11 protein-coding genes are annotated in these 13,762 nt (G+C 56.7%); 3 read left to right on the top strand and 8 right to left on the bottom strand.

The window, feature by feature from the left end:
- The 3 genes from Q363_RS41230 to Q363_RS36860 form a co-directional block, all read right to left on the bottom strand.
- Nucleotides 1-198, bottom strand: a 198-nt coding sequence (locus Q363_RS41230) for a PD40 domain-containing protein (RefSeq protein WP_169747135.1), incomplete at its 3' end; no start/stop codon positions are given.
- A 413-nt stretch (nucleotides 199-611) separates the two neighbouring features.
- Entirely contained in the window at nucleotides 612-974 is a 363-nt protein-coding gene (locus tag Q363_RS43150) for a TolB-like translocation protein (protein WP_211256352.1), read from the bottom strand.
- A gap of 1,252 nt (nucleotides 975-2,226) precedes the next feature.
- Nucleotides 2,227-3,627 carry a serine/threonine-protein kinase gene (locus Q363_RS36860; RefSeq protein ID WP_051979345.1) on the bottom strand — a complete coding sequence of 467 codons (1,401 nt, stop codon included), beginning with the start codon at nucleotides 3,625-3,627 and terminating at the stop codon, nucleotides 2,227-2,229.
- Between the two features lie 854 nt (nucleotides 3,628-4,481).
- Between Q363_RS36860 and Q363_RS26000 the strand changes: the two genes are divergently transcribed.
- Nucleotides 4,482-5,135, top strand: a complete 654-nt coding sequence (locus Q363_RS26000) for a hypothetical protein (protein WP_211256353.1) — start codon at nucleotides 4,482-4,484, stop codon at nucleotides 5,133-5,135.
- 315 nt (nucleotides 5,136-5,450) lie between these two features.
- Here Q363_RS26000 and Q363_RS26005 read toward each other — a convergent pair whose 3' ends face one another.
- Together Q363_RS26005 and Q363_RS26010 are read right to left on the bottom strand one after the other, a co-directional pair.
- The gene (locus Q363_RS26005; RefSeq protein WP_157467565.1) at nucleotides 5,451-5,810 is read right to left on the bottom strand and encodes a hypothetical protein; all 360 of its coding nucleotides are present in this window, start codon (nucleotides 5,808-5,810) and stop codon (nucleotides 5,451-5,453) included.
- A 230-nt stretch (nucleotides 5,811-6,040) separates the two neighbouring features.
- Nucleotides 6,041-8,329: a winged helix-turn-helix domain-containing protein gene (locus Q363_RS26010; protein ID WP_035356620.1), complete on the bottom strand. Its 2,289-nt coding sequence runs from the start codon at nucleotides 8,327-8,329 to the stop codon at nucleotides 6,041-6,043.
- A 244-nt stretch (nucleotides 8,330-8,573) separates the two neighbouring features.
- Here Q363_RS26010 and Q363_RS26015 point away from each other — a divergent pair, with 244 nt between their 5' ends.
- Entirely contained in the window at nucleotides 8,574-9,017 is a 444-nt protein-coding gene (locus Q363_RS26015; RefSeq protein ID WP_035356621.1) for a hypothetical protein, read from the top strand.
- Nucleotides 9,018-9,184: 167 nt separating this feature from the next.
- On the opposite strand, the gene Q363_RS26020 is transcribed toward Q363_RS26015, so the two are convergent.
- The 3 genes from Q363_RS26020 to Q363_RS26030 all read right to left on the bottom strand — a co-directional run bounded on the left by Q363_RS26020 (nucleotide 9,185) and on the right by Q363_RS26030 (nucleotide 12,107).
- On the bottom strand, nucleotides 9,185-9,622 hold the full coding sequence (locus tag Q363_RS26020) for a hypothetical protein (protein ID WP_035356622.1): 438 nt from the start codon (nucleotides 9,620-9,622) through the stop codon (nucleotides 9,185-9,187).
- 190 nt (nucleotides 9,623-9,812) lie between these two features.
- The gene (locus tag Q363_RS26025; RefSeq protein ID WP_035356623.1) at nucleotides 9,813-10,382 is read right to left on the bottom strand and encodes a hypothetical protein; all 570 of its coding nucleotides are present in this window, start codon (nucleotides 10,380-10,382) and stop codon (nucleotides 9,813-9,815) included.
- 366 nt (nucleotides 10,383-10,748) lie between these two features.
- Nucleotides 10,749-12,107 (bottom strand): alkaline phosphatase, encoded by a 1,359-nt coding sequence (locus Q363_RS26030; RefSeq protein ID WP_035356624.1) that lies wholly within the window; start codon nucleotides 12,105-12,107, stop codon nucleotides 10,749-10,751.
- Nucleotides 12,108-12,559: 452 nt separating this feature from the next.
- Here Q363_RS26030 and Q363_RS26035 point away from each other — a divergent pair, with 452 nt between their 5' ends.
- The gene (locus tag Q363_RS26035) at nucleotides 12,560-13,474 is read left to right on the top strand and encodes a tyrosine-type recombinase/integrase (protein WP_245632476.1); all 915 of its coding nucleotides are present in this window, start codon (nucleotides 12,560-12,562) and stop codon (nucleotides 13,472-13,474) included.
- Nucleotides 13,475-13,762 lie beyond the last annotated feature (288 nt).

Consider the following 13,762-nt stretch of genomic DNA (forward strand, 5'->3'; position numbering starts at 1 on the left):
GGGAGACCAGTCGAACACTACTGCGAAAGGTGAACCTACCGCCTCAACCGTGTCTTCAGTACGGTTATCGCTCGACCACACGACGACCTGGCTCTCGCCGACCTGGTCCCCCTTAAGATCTTTAGCGCGGGGGTAAGCGGCTCGCTTGCCGTCTGGCGACCAAACCGGAGCACCGCGGTAATAAGAATCAGTTGCCACAAGCGGTTTTTTCACGTCCATTCCGGACAGAGGTTTCCCATACTCCTGTCTTGCCATCACGGATGCCCCAGACGCTTAACTTCTTTCCATCTCGCGAGAGATCCAACGACCAGGCTTCGATTCCAGCAGACGTGACGGGTTCGCCCGGCCCCGTAACACGCCCGTGATTGGCGTCGAAAGGAAATGCCGAGGCGCGAATCTGCTGACGCTTACTGGTAAATGCGAGCCTGGTCCCATCGGGAGAGACGGAGAGTTCGGCGTCGAGTCCCGGAGATGTGGTCAAACGCTCGCAATGGCGGCGATTTTTCACCAATTGACGCGGCGTACGGTCAGGAGACTGGTCGCAGTCCCTTCGTGCCTAGTCATCCGCGCGTACGAAACTAGCGGCGAGGGAGAGCTATTGTCTGACACTGTTATTTCTGTTCCAGTGTGAGGGCGTAAATATCGTCCGTTCCTATGTCGCGAATCAACATTGGCGTATCTGTCGGATCAAGACCCATCCAAAGGTTGAACGCCCCTGTGTAACGGAATCCCTTCAGATCGACAACGCGCTCCGCATTGCCACCCGATACGCGGACTCGAAACACGCCCCGATCAGCCCCGGCGAGCACGAAGTAGATGAATTGGCTATCCGACGACCACGTTGGAAAACTACACGCGCCCATTCGTTGCACTTCCGACCATCGCTGCGTCTCAAAGTCGAAGATCTTCATGCCTGCTGCGCCGTTCAACCCGGCGATGAAGCGGCCGCTGGGCGACCATCGAGGCGACCACACGCCCTCCGACCCAGGGAGTGTCGTGATCTGGTGGCTGGCAAGGTCGAGAACCCGTAAGTTGAAAACACCTGATTGTTGACCTGGTGTTTCCAGCCTAGAAAAGACAATCTTGTGTCCGTCAGGAGACCAATTCGGATCGCTCTGTCCCTCGTTATCTTCCGGGAGAAGGGACCGAGGTGTACCGCCCTGGGAAGGAACGATGTAGCTTCGCAAGTGCCCCGCCCAATCATATTGGAAGAACAGAATCTGGGCGCCGTCCGGCGACCAACGGGGGTTCAAGGGATACCAGGGAGCATCGGTCAGTTGTACGGGGTGGCTTCCATCCCGGTTAGCCCTCCACAAAATGCCTTCGGGGAAAGTGACGTACGCCACGAACTGACCGTCTGGGGAAAAAGTGACAAATTCGGCCGAAATGCCTCCGAGGTAGGGTTGGAGCCGACTGGATTGCGCGTCATAGCGGACCAATTCGCCTCGCAAGATGACACCATGGGCAAATATCTTTGTCCCGTCCTTGCTGGGAATTGGGGTATTCCAGCGGATTGGGGCTGAAGTCAATTGAACCGGCTCGGTGGGCGCCCGCCGGAACAGCCCGCGACGCTCATCAAGAACCCATAGCTGGCTTGCGGCGAGAAGGTCGTTAAAGTAAAGGAGAGCGCCTCGGGACAGGAATACGAAGAATTTCCCATCGGGAGTCCAATGGCCGCAGCACTGCGAGGATGAGGGGCGCCAGCCCGGCAGCAACGGGTGGAGTCCCGATCCATCGGACGACACTTCCCAAAGCCGATTATCCCTGGAAAACCGAATCTTACTGCCATCTGGCGACCAACTGAGTGGGCCTGCCAAGCCGCCCACAGTGCCCAGTTTGCGAGTTCCTGTTCCATCGCTCCCGGTGACAGAGAGGTCTCCGTTCTCCAGGCGGTAGACCACGGACTTCCCGTCAGGGGACCAGGCCGCGGAGGAAGCACCTGTAAACAGGCGACGGAGCGAGCCTCCCGGAACCTGGACAGCCCATAGGCTCACTTTGCCGCCTTCGCGCGAGGTGACAAGAAGAGTAGACCCGTCCGGCGAAACGTCCTGGATCCAGGGAAACGGCAACGCCACTTGCACCTGCGCGATCTCGCCCCCGGATATCGCAACCTGAGCAGTGGGTTGCGGGTTTTGATTCCTATTGAAATAAAGCCTGCTTCCGTCGGTTCCGGCAATAGCCTTAGGGCGGCCGTCGTAGGTGATCTGGGTATACTCGGCATAATTGTCATGTCAAGCCCACAGCGGCCAGTTTGCGAGTTCCTGTTCCATCGCTCCCGGTGACAGAGAGGTCTCCGTTCTCCAGGCTGTAGACCACGGACTTCCCGTCAGGGGACCAGGCCGCGGACGCGACCCCGTCTGTCAATAGCCGACGGAGCGAGCCTGCCGGAACCTGGACAGCCCATAGGCTCCTCTTGCCGCCTTCGCGCGAGGTGACAAGAAGAGTAGACCCGTCCGGCGAAACGTCCTGGATCCGGGGAAACGGCAACGCCACTGGCACCTGCGCGATCTCTCCCCCGGATATCGCAACCTGAGCAGTGGGTTGCGGGTTTTGATTCCTATTGAAATAAAGCCTGCTTCCGTCGGTTCCAGCAATAGCCTTAGGGCGGCCGTCGTAGGTGATCTGGGTATACTCGGCGACTCGCAGTTGCGGCAGCGGGCGGCGCAAGTACCAGATTGCAGTGGCGAGGCCAATGGCGAGAATGACGACGCCGGGTAGCAGCCAACTGCGGAGCCTTGCGGCAGAACTCCCAGAGTCCCTGTCGCGTTTCAAACGCTTCAGATCAGAGCGCATGTCTCCGGCACTCTGATAACGAAGGTCGCGATCTTTCTCCAGCGCCTTATTAATGATGTCTTCCAGCTTGGGCGGTACATCGGGATTCAACCGCGCGGCACCCACAGGGACGCGGTTGAGGATCGAATCGAAGATCGTTGCAGCACTGTCTCCGCGGAAAGGCAACTGCCCGGTGGCCATCTCGTAGAGCACCGTTCCAAAGGAGAACAGATCGCTCCGGGCGTCGAGCTCCTTCGCCCGTGCCTGCTCCGGCGACATATAAGCCACTGTGCCAACCATAGAGCCGGGACTGGTGAGATGCTGTTCGTCCATCGTGGTGATCATAGTGCTCGCCGATGCAAACTGACTCGAAGGACCGGCTGTAGTCGCGACCTTTGCCAGTCCGAAATCCAGAACTTTGGCATGTCCCGGTTTAGTTACGAAGATGTTGGCGGGCTTAATGTCGCGGTGGATGATGCCTGCGGAGTGTGCCGTATCCAGCGCATCAGCAATTTCTATCGCCAGCGAAAGCACCGTCTCCATCTCCAGCGGACGGTTGCCGATCAAGTGATTGAGGGGCCGACCGTCCAGAAACTCCATCGCGATGTAAAACTGCCCGTCACTATTGCCTATTTCATAAATCGTGCAGATGTTGGGATGGTTTAGCGAGGACGCAGCACGAGCTTCACGACGGAAACGTTCCAGTGACTCTGGGTCTCGGGAAACGTCATCAGGCAGGAACTTGAGCGCAACGAAACGACCCAGCTCAATGTCCTTGGCCTTGTAAACGACCCCCATGCCGCCACCGCCGAGTTTTTCGACGATACTGTACCGCGAGATGGTTTGACCGATCATTTAAGATCACGTGGCCTTCGGGTGCGCTTCATCTTACGTATGCGGCTCCGGCCGGTCAATGAATCACGTTTCTGACACGATCGCGTCGAACCGGGAACAGTCCTTGCGTAACGAACAGGTGCTGAACCGCCCGCAGAATCGTGATTTCGAACAAACGGGAATCACTCCTCAATCGTCGGCCAACCGTCAGTAACTTATCGGTAAACAGACCAGTAAGGACCGGGTTCCGATGGATCGGACTCGAAAATTGCCAGCGTCCCGATTCTCCCGAAATCAGTCTCACTTTCAGCCCAAGAGACAGGATCGGTAAACGCCCAGGGTCTTGTAATCACCACGCACGTTTCTGCAACCGACCCTTCATCCCACCCCGGCCTTGCCAAAGGAGCTTTCAGACGGGCGGGCTGGTGCCCGCTACTCGGGTTCTTGGCTAGCGGTAAACAGGAAGTAACCAGCCAAACGAAGATCCCAAGAAGGCGTCGTAGTGCATGAAAACGGGGTTTTGAGAAAGTTCCCAGCAAGTTACCGAAATCGAGACTTTTCGAGCGGTTCGCTTCCCTATCTGAAATTTATTATGCGGCGAAGCCAGTATCTAGCTCATAATTCTCCCTGAGCAGGCAGTCGAAATCCCGTTCGCTTTGCGACGAACCATTGTCCTAGGTAGTCATTCAAGGAGTACCCGAGGCGAACATTTGATTCCAACACGTCCCTTTTCATATGTTCTAGCCGTCACCCTGCTCCTGGGATCCACCATAAGTTCTATTGGCCAATGGCAGCGGACACTCGTTCAGGGCGACGGACAAGTAACGCACGATGCACCTGTTCCACATCCTCTTGCCTGGTGGACACACAATCCATTGGAGCTTGACGAGAGCGGAGACCTGTTGATCGGTCCGACGGCAGGTGGCGGACATACCCTTACGGCGCGGGACTATCAGGTCCAACAGAAGGTAACCACTCTTGGCACGATCGCAGATCACCGTATTGTTCAGGTGCTCACGACAATTCATGCCGGGCCTCGCGTGGCCACATTCGGTGGCCCCGGCGTCGATGGCCCTCCCGCACAGTGGAAGAGCCTCCTAGTTGGGGTGGGCGCAAATCGGTATGTAGAGATTTACACACTGCAAAGTAATTGGGGCCTATTTCAGATCGGTTCGGCAGGAATCTACGGCTCAGGTCCCGACTCAATCATGGGAACGGACGACCCAGACACGGGGAATGGTGGTGGCTGCAGTGATGCTTACTGGTGGTTTGATAAGACAGGAGCGTACCCCGTGGACTTTACGAAGCTGGAAGACGCGATCCGACGAGCCATTCCCAAGGAGGGCACTTATACGCCCCGCTGCTGGGCGCTGCACCCGGCAGAAGCTTATTTGGAGAGCTGGGTGCAGCGTCTCGACGCAAAGTGTCACGCCTGTGGAGGTCTAGGCACTGTGCATGCCCGCTACAGAATCCAGAGCGGTGTTGCAATTCCGGTTTCGGTTCGCTTTAAGGCAGAGATCGAGCAATAGGTAATGCGGAATAGTTCTCCAGGGTGATGGGTGGATGGTCGGAAAATACCAAGCGCTGAACTCCCCTTAAACCGTGTTTTGAGAAAGTTCCCAGCAAGTTACCGAAATCCCGACTTTGCAGGCACTACTCTGATGGAGGTGTCCCCAAGGGCGTACGCCTCCATGCGGCTAGGAGACTGACTGAGCCGAGAGCTACGCACCAAACGCATGGAGCAAGAAGCCGCAGCAGAATGAGGTTACTTACGCTGAACAACGTACGGCTATAGGTCCACCACCATCGGAAGGCCCACCGAGACTCCTCAACGCCAAAAGAGATCAGCCCGAGGGCCAGCAGGCAAAGCATGATTGCCTTGGTTCGGGCTTTCCTAGCCTCTCTCTTACGAAGCGCTTATCCAAGTAGAGTCCAGCAAGCCACCACCATAGGAGGATGGCCGGATATAGCGCGAAATAATGCTTCGGCACCAGGAGGTTTAGGAGCCGTGAGATTGGTGTGGCGATGAGATAAGCAGGGACGTTGAGGGCGAACAATAACGTGTCTGGTGTCTGATAAGGCCAGAGAGGTGCCCCAGTATCCCAAGCCATGCCCATGGACATGATGATGCGCTGGTTGTGAAGGTCCCACACCATCAACACCGCGCTTACGAGGCCCATCACAGCCGGAAGGATGTATCTCAACGGGACTTTCATGTGGCAGCGAGCCTCACTCCATTCGTGTCAGAGCAACTCTGGAAACAATCACTCACGATACACGTCCTCTAAGCTCCTGTAACGGAGGTGCACGCAAAACGGGGTTTCAGGTAAGAATCTGTCCGCTAGCTCAACTCTGAGCCCATTCTTACCGAAATCCCGAACTTCACGGGCAGTTCGTGAAATGGCGGTTGTACTAAACCGCGCTCCGCGGTCGGCTATTCCTGGCGGAAGTTCTCTACCATCTTGATAACGCTCTGGGGATCGGACTGGGTGTAGAAGATGGTGCGCCCGTCTCGCGACGCGCTTAAGCTGGGCTGCCCACCGCTGGGTTTTTGTTCAAGTGACAGTACTGGGGTAATCCGCCGGGTGGCGAAGCTATAGAACTCGATCGTAGGACGTGGTTCGGCATCGACGTCCAGGAGGTAAAGTCCGCTCTCCGTCACGGCCCAGTGTCCAAAGTAGGTTACTTGCGGCTTGCCGGTCACCACAGGCGACTCGCTGCCTCCGCTTGCGGGCATGCTCCATATCCCAGGTTCGTCAAATTTGCTGTAGTAGATCGTTCGCCCGTCGTAGGACTCGAGAGGATCAAAGCCGCCATGCTCAGTCAGCCGTCTCTCTGACCCGTCCTCAAGAGAGTGTTTCCAGATCTGCCTGCTTCCCGTACGCGGGGAGGCGAAGTAGATGGACCTGCCGTCGCGGGACCAACTTGGCACTACATTGTCGGAGTCACCATGCGTGATCGCGTGAAGATTTCTACCATCTACATCGACGACGTAGATGTGGGCGTGATCCTCTACGCGGGCATCGAAGGCGATCCATCGTCCATCGGGAGACCAGCGCGGAGTGCCCGAGTGCTCGCCTATATTCGTAAGCTGCACGGGATGATCGCCGTCAGTACTGTTCAGCCAGATCTGGTTTGTGCCGGAACGTCCTGATTGCAGCGCAAGACGCGTCCCGTCCGGGGAGGGTTGGGCAGCGTCTTCCATGAACTGTGAATATATGAGCTTCCTTGTACGAAGTACTGGGCCGCCTGCGTTCGAAAGATCCGCTCGCCAGATTGCCGCGGGAATAAAGTGACTGAAAGCCGCCCCCACCTGACTCTCCGCATAGACAAGCCTCCGCCCGTCCCGGGAGATCGATCCCACGCCCGGGTAGACCATCTCAGGTTCGAGCGGGCCGCCTGCTACCGGCACCCTCCAGGGGCGCACCATGTTTCCTCGGTTGGAGTAGACAACAATGTATTTGCCGTCGGGTGTCCACATCGGGTTCCAGAAGTTTGTACCGTCTGAAACAAGCCTCGGTGGGCCACCGGTAAGCGGCACGGCATAGAGCTGGCTATATTGTGCGTCGGTGTAACGAAAAAATGCCACGGTTCTTCCGTCCGGGGAGAGCGCATCGTCGGCGGCAAAGTCTCCGTGAGATCCGGTCGCGAGACAGCGCTTCTCACCGGTTGCGAAGGAGAAGAGCACAACCGCGCGCGGACCACCTGGGGCGCACTGGTCGAGCATCACCATGGCTTTGCTGTCCGGAGTCCAGATAGGCCGGCCCGCGACAAAGTCCCGGCAGGGCGAGTCCGTCAGTCGACGCTCGGGGCCGCCGAGTGCGGGGACCGTGTAGACCCCATCGCGTTCGCTATTGCAGCGGGCAAAGGCGATCTCGCGCCCATCCGGCGACCATTGCGGAGGGCCGGGAACACCGTCACCGCTCTTGTGGTGTGTGAGTTGCAGCGGCGTGTCTCCTCCCACCAGCTGCACATAGATGTCGTAGTGTCTGCGTTCCACGCCATCCCAAACGAACGCGATCTGACGCCCGTCCGGCGAAAACGACGGGGATCTCGCGTCTCCGGGCGCGCTCGTGAGAACCGAAGAACTCAGATTCGAAGACATCATGTTCGGCTCGCCCGAAGATGGCTTAGGCTGACTCCTAAATTGAACTAGGGATCGAAGAGACGCATATCGAATGAGCGCGCCGATTCCAATCGCTGATACGACGCATACGATGAGAACGGCTAACTTCCTGGAGAGCAGCCTTCGACGGCGTTGCTTCTCGTCAGGCGTGTTGGAAGGAACCTCAAAGCTGCCGTTGCTCTGTTCCCGCGTGTTGGATACAGCCATTTCGGATCCCGCAGTCAATCGAGACGAAGCGCCGCCATTCTGCGTATCCTCCGGTTGGGAAACGGGAGCGACGAAGCGATAACCCTTCTTCGGGGTGGTTTCGATGTAGAGAGGCTTGTCGGCCGAATCGCCCAGAGCTTCCCGGAGCTTCATGACGGCAGAATTGAGGCTGTGATCGAAGTCGACGAAGGTGTCGGATGGCCAGAGACGTTCGCGCAGTTGCTCGCGCGTGACCATCTGCCCGGCGTGTTCCAGCAGCAGGAGCAGAATGCGCGCCGGCTGTTCGCGCAGCTTGACGAGAGTGCCATTGCGGCGCAGTTCGCCACTCGAGGCGTCCAGTTCGAAGACGCCGAAGCGCCAGGTCCGGGGAGTGTTGACTGGCATGCCCATCAGCGCTCCTCTGGGCTCTGAAGAAACTTTACACCGTTCCCGATGCGGCGGCCCAGCGGAACTCGAACCAACGATTCATTTGACGGGCAAGTCGTTTCGTATGAAGGGCGGAGAGCGCAATGAGCAGATGATGACGGAATGATCTCCAGAGCATTGAGCGAATTGCGACAGCGGCGCAGATTGCGAATATCCCAAGCGGTAGTTGGAGCAGGACAAAGCCGCAGGATCATCGAGGAGATTCGCCATGTTCCGTATATCTTCCATCCTTACCTGCGCAGCTCTGACGGTTTCGCTCGGCGCGGCGCTGTCTGGACCGGCGGCAGCACAGGCTCAGTCGGTAACCGTCAACATCCCATTTAACTTCTCGGCTAACGACCAGAAGGTGCCTGCAGGCACATATCGCATATCACTGCAGGAACCCCGCTATCTTTCGTTCGTCAACACCCGGTCCACCAAGAAGCAGTACGTGATGCTGGTCGAACCCACCGGCGAGCAAAACCGTCAGGATGGGGGCCGCCTTACGTTTCGGCGGTATGGAGACAGCAACTATCTTTACCAGGTCTGGATGCCGGGCCATGGTGAGGGGAGGCAGTTCGTACGCAGCCGGGCCGAGCAGGACACGCTGCGGGGGCTGAAAGCTCCATCGCTTGCACAGGTACAACTGCCGCTTGGACCGGCAGAGCAGTAAACCGTCGACCGGTGTCGCGCTGCGTTTTTCGAGGCTGCAGACGTGTGGCTCGGTCCTGAGCGAAGTTTCCTTAATTGCGAACTTTTCAGGCACTTCGCGAATCAGGTTACGGAGTCATCGTTCCGTCGATAAATGCAAGCGCGTTTTTCGCTCGATGCAGCCAGCTTCTAGCCGCGCGGTAATTGACCGAAGAACTGCGATGTCCGTTTGGCAGCAAAGATGTCGCCGAATTGGAAAGTGCCGTCTTCTGTCCTGACGTACGGCTTGAATACGTCGACGACTTCACCGAAGCAATGCTCAAGGCTGCAACAGATGGCATCCTGCTTCTGATGTTTGCCTGGTGGAACCGTTAGGGCGTCATAGCTTATTCCAGCAGCACGTAAGTTGCCCTTTGTCGCTTCCTTCTGGAATGTCTCGGTGAGCAGGTCGATCAATGACTGTGATGGTGGATGGTCGTCGCCCTCGATCTTTGCGCCAACATGCCGGATTTCACCGTCTGACAACATAATTGCGCCGATTGGGTAAAACTCTCCTTGCTTCTTCAACAGCCTCTCAGCCATAGGAAGAAGCGCGTTCAGCAGTTCGTTCAGATCGGGATGTGCCATATAGTGTCGGACTGACCCTCATAGGGTATCAATACATTCGTGCGAATCGTCAGTTTGCTCCTCGACGACACATTTGTAACGAGAGGTCAGTCTCTCTTAACGAACCGCTGGCAATTGCACGGAAAACGGGGTTTTGAGAAAGTTCTTATAGAACTTTGCCGGAACTTGATCAGCAGAACCATCATCCGTCTCAATAGATCTCGTCCTTAGGGATATCCATCTTCGCCAAATCAAAAGCGAGGATCATTCCCAACTCACGAACGACGCCTTTGGTTGGTGTCCACCGATCCACGACGTGATACCGCCCTGCTCTCACCCCTTCGATGATCCACTGAGAGCCGTCTGTGCCCCTCTGATCGTTCACGGGATTCGAAGCATCCCAGAAACGAAGCTCGCTGACGCGTTTTAGGAATGCTTGCGTCTGCTCTTTGCTGACCAATTGTGATCTTTGTTCACTGAGGACACCTGGACGGAAACCCGCCGCTCCGCTTGCCACTTTGACGATGACGGTGCTGGTGCCATCCGGGTTTGGGTCAAGTCGGATGGCAATAGGGTGATGAAATGTTCTAAGCCAAAGGAATCTGTAGGATTCGGCGGAAGTACTCTTGCTCAGGGAATAAAGCGATGGTTCCTCAAGCGCACGCAGCTGAGATGAATACCACTGGCTCTTGAGGCTTCCTTTCAGGTCTAAGGAAGATTTGGGAAAGTCCTGCCCTCGCGCAGTTGTGAGACTCAATGCAATTGCTAGCGGAATAGCCAAAAAGACTTTGATCGTGCCCCTACTCTCTATTCATCAGCTCAGATTTAGATGTTTTGTGCCTCAGTGTTTAGACACCTTCGGTGGCTCCAATGTTCCGCCTACCGCAACTTCCCCAGAAACGGGGTTTCAGGTAAGAATCTGTCCGCTAGCTCAACTCTGAGCCCATTCTTACCGAAAGCCGACTTTCCAGGATATTGGCCAAGAATATACTTGGCACACCAAACGTCTAATCAGATAGGGCCGCTAGAGCTAACGTCCAAAGGTACGTCAAGGAACGATTCGGAGTCTTATTCCTTCCAACGCCCAATCTTGGAAACAAGCGACCGCGAGGATCGCCCCTCGCGGTCGCTTTAGCTAAGTTGAAAGTTATTCCAGTCCGAGCGCACGTGCAAAGGTGTGGAACAGGTCCGTCTGGTCGGTGACGCCCACAACATTGGCTGCTTGCGGTCCCTGCGCGGCGATTCGCAGCTGCGAGCCGGTGTGGTCCTGTGAGACACCGTGCGGTTCCGTTGCATAGCTGACGTACATGTTTGCGCCGTCGGCCGTGGTCAGGATGCTGACGCTGCCAGGATGGCTCGTGCCCGGATCCACGATCTGGCTCGTGTGCGCATGATCTGCCGTCACAACGATCAGGGTGTCCGGATGCGACTTCGCATATGCAAGCCCCACGGCAATGGCTTCATCGAACGCTATGGTTTCGCCGATCTGGCCGCACGGATTCTCCGCATGGTCCTGCTTGTCGATGGAGGCTCCCTCAACCTGCAGGAAAAATCCGGGGAGACCGTTTCCCGGCCATTTGCCATTGCCTTCCGAGCGGTCGAGCAATTCGAGAGCCTTGCGAGTCATATCCGCGAGACTCGGTTCATTAGACGGGCGCTGGTTTTCAAGACACTTCTGCGGTCCGCTGTTGCCCGGCAACGCAAGTTGACCCGACCACTCGAGCGACATGTTGCCGCTGTTGAAGAGGCCGAGTACACGCTGTCCTTTGCTGACGGAGCTCAATCCCGCCGCATCAGTCACAACCGTGTAGCCGAGCGATTTTGCCTGATCGACGACTGTTGGGCCCGCATCCGTCTTCTGCGCGAAGCGCTGCAGACCGCCGCCTAAGAGAACATCCACCTTGTGATCCACCAGTTGTTCGGCAATCGATCCCGGTCCGCCATTGGATTTTTTGTAGATCCCACAGGCCGACATGTCCGCCGGACCCTGGCATCCACGCGCATTGATGTGCGAAGCCAGAACAGCAGGCGTTGCATCCGTCAACTCCGCAGTCGAGACATCGCCGGTAAGATAGCCTGCCTGCTTGGCAAGCTCCAGAATGGTTGGTATCGGCGAGATGTAGTTCGCGCCCGCAACCGTGGAGATGCGTCCGTTGCTCGTCTTATGTCCAGTCGACCAGCCAGTGCCGCTGGCCGCTGAATCAGTTACGTAATTCGGCAAAGACGGATTGCTCTCCTCCACGGCGTAAGTGGTGTACGCTCCTGTCAAAGGCAGCGTGTCCATCACCAAACGCCCGGCGGCGCCCACATGATAGTTACGGGCAATCGTAATTTCGGAATCGCCCATGCCATCCCCGAGAAACAGGATGACGTTCTTTGCTCGGCCACCATCGATGGCCTGTTGAATGGTTTTCGAGCGGTCTCGTGCAAAGGTGTTGACGGGGAAGGCGAGGAGAAGAGTCATTACTCCCGCGCCAATGGACTGAACCTCGGATCGAATATGCATCGTGTGTATCTCCTGATTCAACTTGTAATCAGGCCCTAACGGGCCATATAAGACGGAAACCCTAAGCGCTCGATGTGAAGAACCGTTGAAGACCGAGTTGATGTAGAGCTAATTCGCGCCTGGGCTTCATCGTCCACGCACATCAAATCCACCCGGCACATCCCTCCTCATTCAGGTTTTTCAACAAAATGGCAGCGTTGATGGGCAGCGCGGCTCCGCCTCCTGCAGAGGACACTTCTATATTGGCGAGAACTACAAAGTCGATTCGGGACCTTTAGCTAGGGCCCGCTCGATTGCAATGTCAATAGGGCGATACGGGCTTTCGAAACGCTATTCCCCAAAACGGGGTTTTCGCCGAGTTCAGCCGTCCAAAGTCCGATCATGGGATCGCGGTTCAGGAGACCGCGCCCATGCGAGAGACACGTAAAGCGAAGCGTCACACACACAAGAACGTGTTGCGCCTGCCCGACCTTGATCACTCCAAGGATTCAGTTCTGCAAAGCCTTGGGTCGGTCGCTTCTAAGCGAACCTACGCGTTCGCGATCAATGACTTCATTGCCTGGTACTGCTCCGAACCTCGTTTGGCGTTCGGCCGAACTGTCGTTCTTCGTTACCGTTACGAACTGGAGGCACGACGGCTGGCTCCGGCGACAATCAACCTGAGATTGGCAGCGGTTCGGAGACTTGCCTATGAGGCATCTGACAACGGTCTGCTGAGTCCTGATCTCGCGGCCAGCATCCGTCGAGTGAAGGGAGCAAAGAAACTCGGTGTGGGGCTTGGCAACTGGCTGACATGTGCGCAGGGACGCAGGCTTCTCGATGCACCCGACACCCGGAACACAAAGGGCAAGCGGGACCATGCGATCTTGGCTCTGCTCCTAGGTTGCGGCTTGAGACGCGCCGAACTGATCGCCTTAAAACTGACCCATCTTCAGCAGCGGGACGACCATTGGGCCATTATCGATCTGTTTGGCAAGGGTGGCCATGTACGTACAGTGCCAATGCCGAACTGGGTTAAGGCCACTGTGGATGCATGGCTAAGCGCAGCAAGCATCGAAGACGGTTTCATCTTTCGCTGCGTAACCCGCGCTGGAACGGTTTGGGGCTCAGCCATAAGCGAGAAGGTCGTCTGGTGGGTCGTGCGTCAGTATGCCAAGACCGCCGACATTGAAAAGCTTTCCCCTCATGACCTTCGTCGCACCTGTGCCAGGCTCTGCCATTCAACCGGGGGCGAGTTGGAACAGATTCAGTTTCTGCTTGGCCATCGATCGGTAGAGACAACGGAACGATACCTTGGCTCGAGGCAGAGAATCGTGCATGCAGTCAATGACAAGCTGGGTATCGAACCGAATGTCGGCTCTGGCTGAGCGATTTACCGCAATCGGGACGTTCAAGGAATCTCGCTAGGAGACGACGACAAACGTCCGGCGAAACTCTTTCGCCTCTTTTTGTCCTGAACTCCATTACGAAGCAAGCGCTACAACCGGTAAACATCCGAACTGTGGGCGTCACTGTGACCGTTTCCAAATCGCTCCATGGTTCGTTCCCAGAATCGAATAAGTCCTATGAGAGGGGATGTCAAGAAAAAATTCTTCCCCTCCCTCTCCGAGAGGAGAGGGGATGTTGTGGCTTGCATCCAGCCCAATCTCAGTTCT

The organism is Edaphobacter aggregans DSM 19364, assembly GCF_000745965.1.
GTDB classification, from domain to species: domain Bacteria; phylum Acidobacteriota; class Terriglobia; order Terriglobales; family Acidobacteriaceae; genus Edaphobacter; species Edaphobacter aggregans.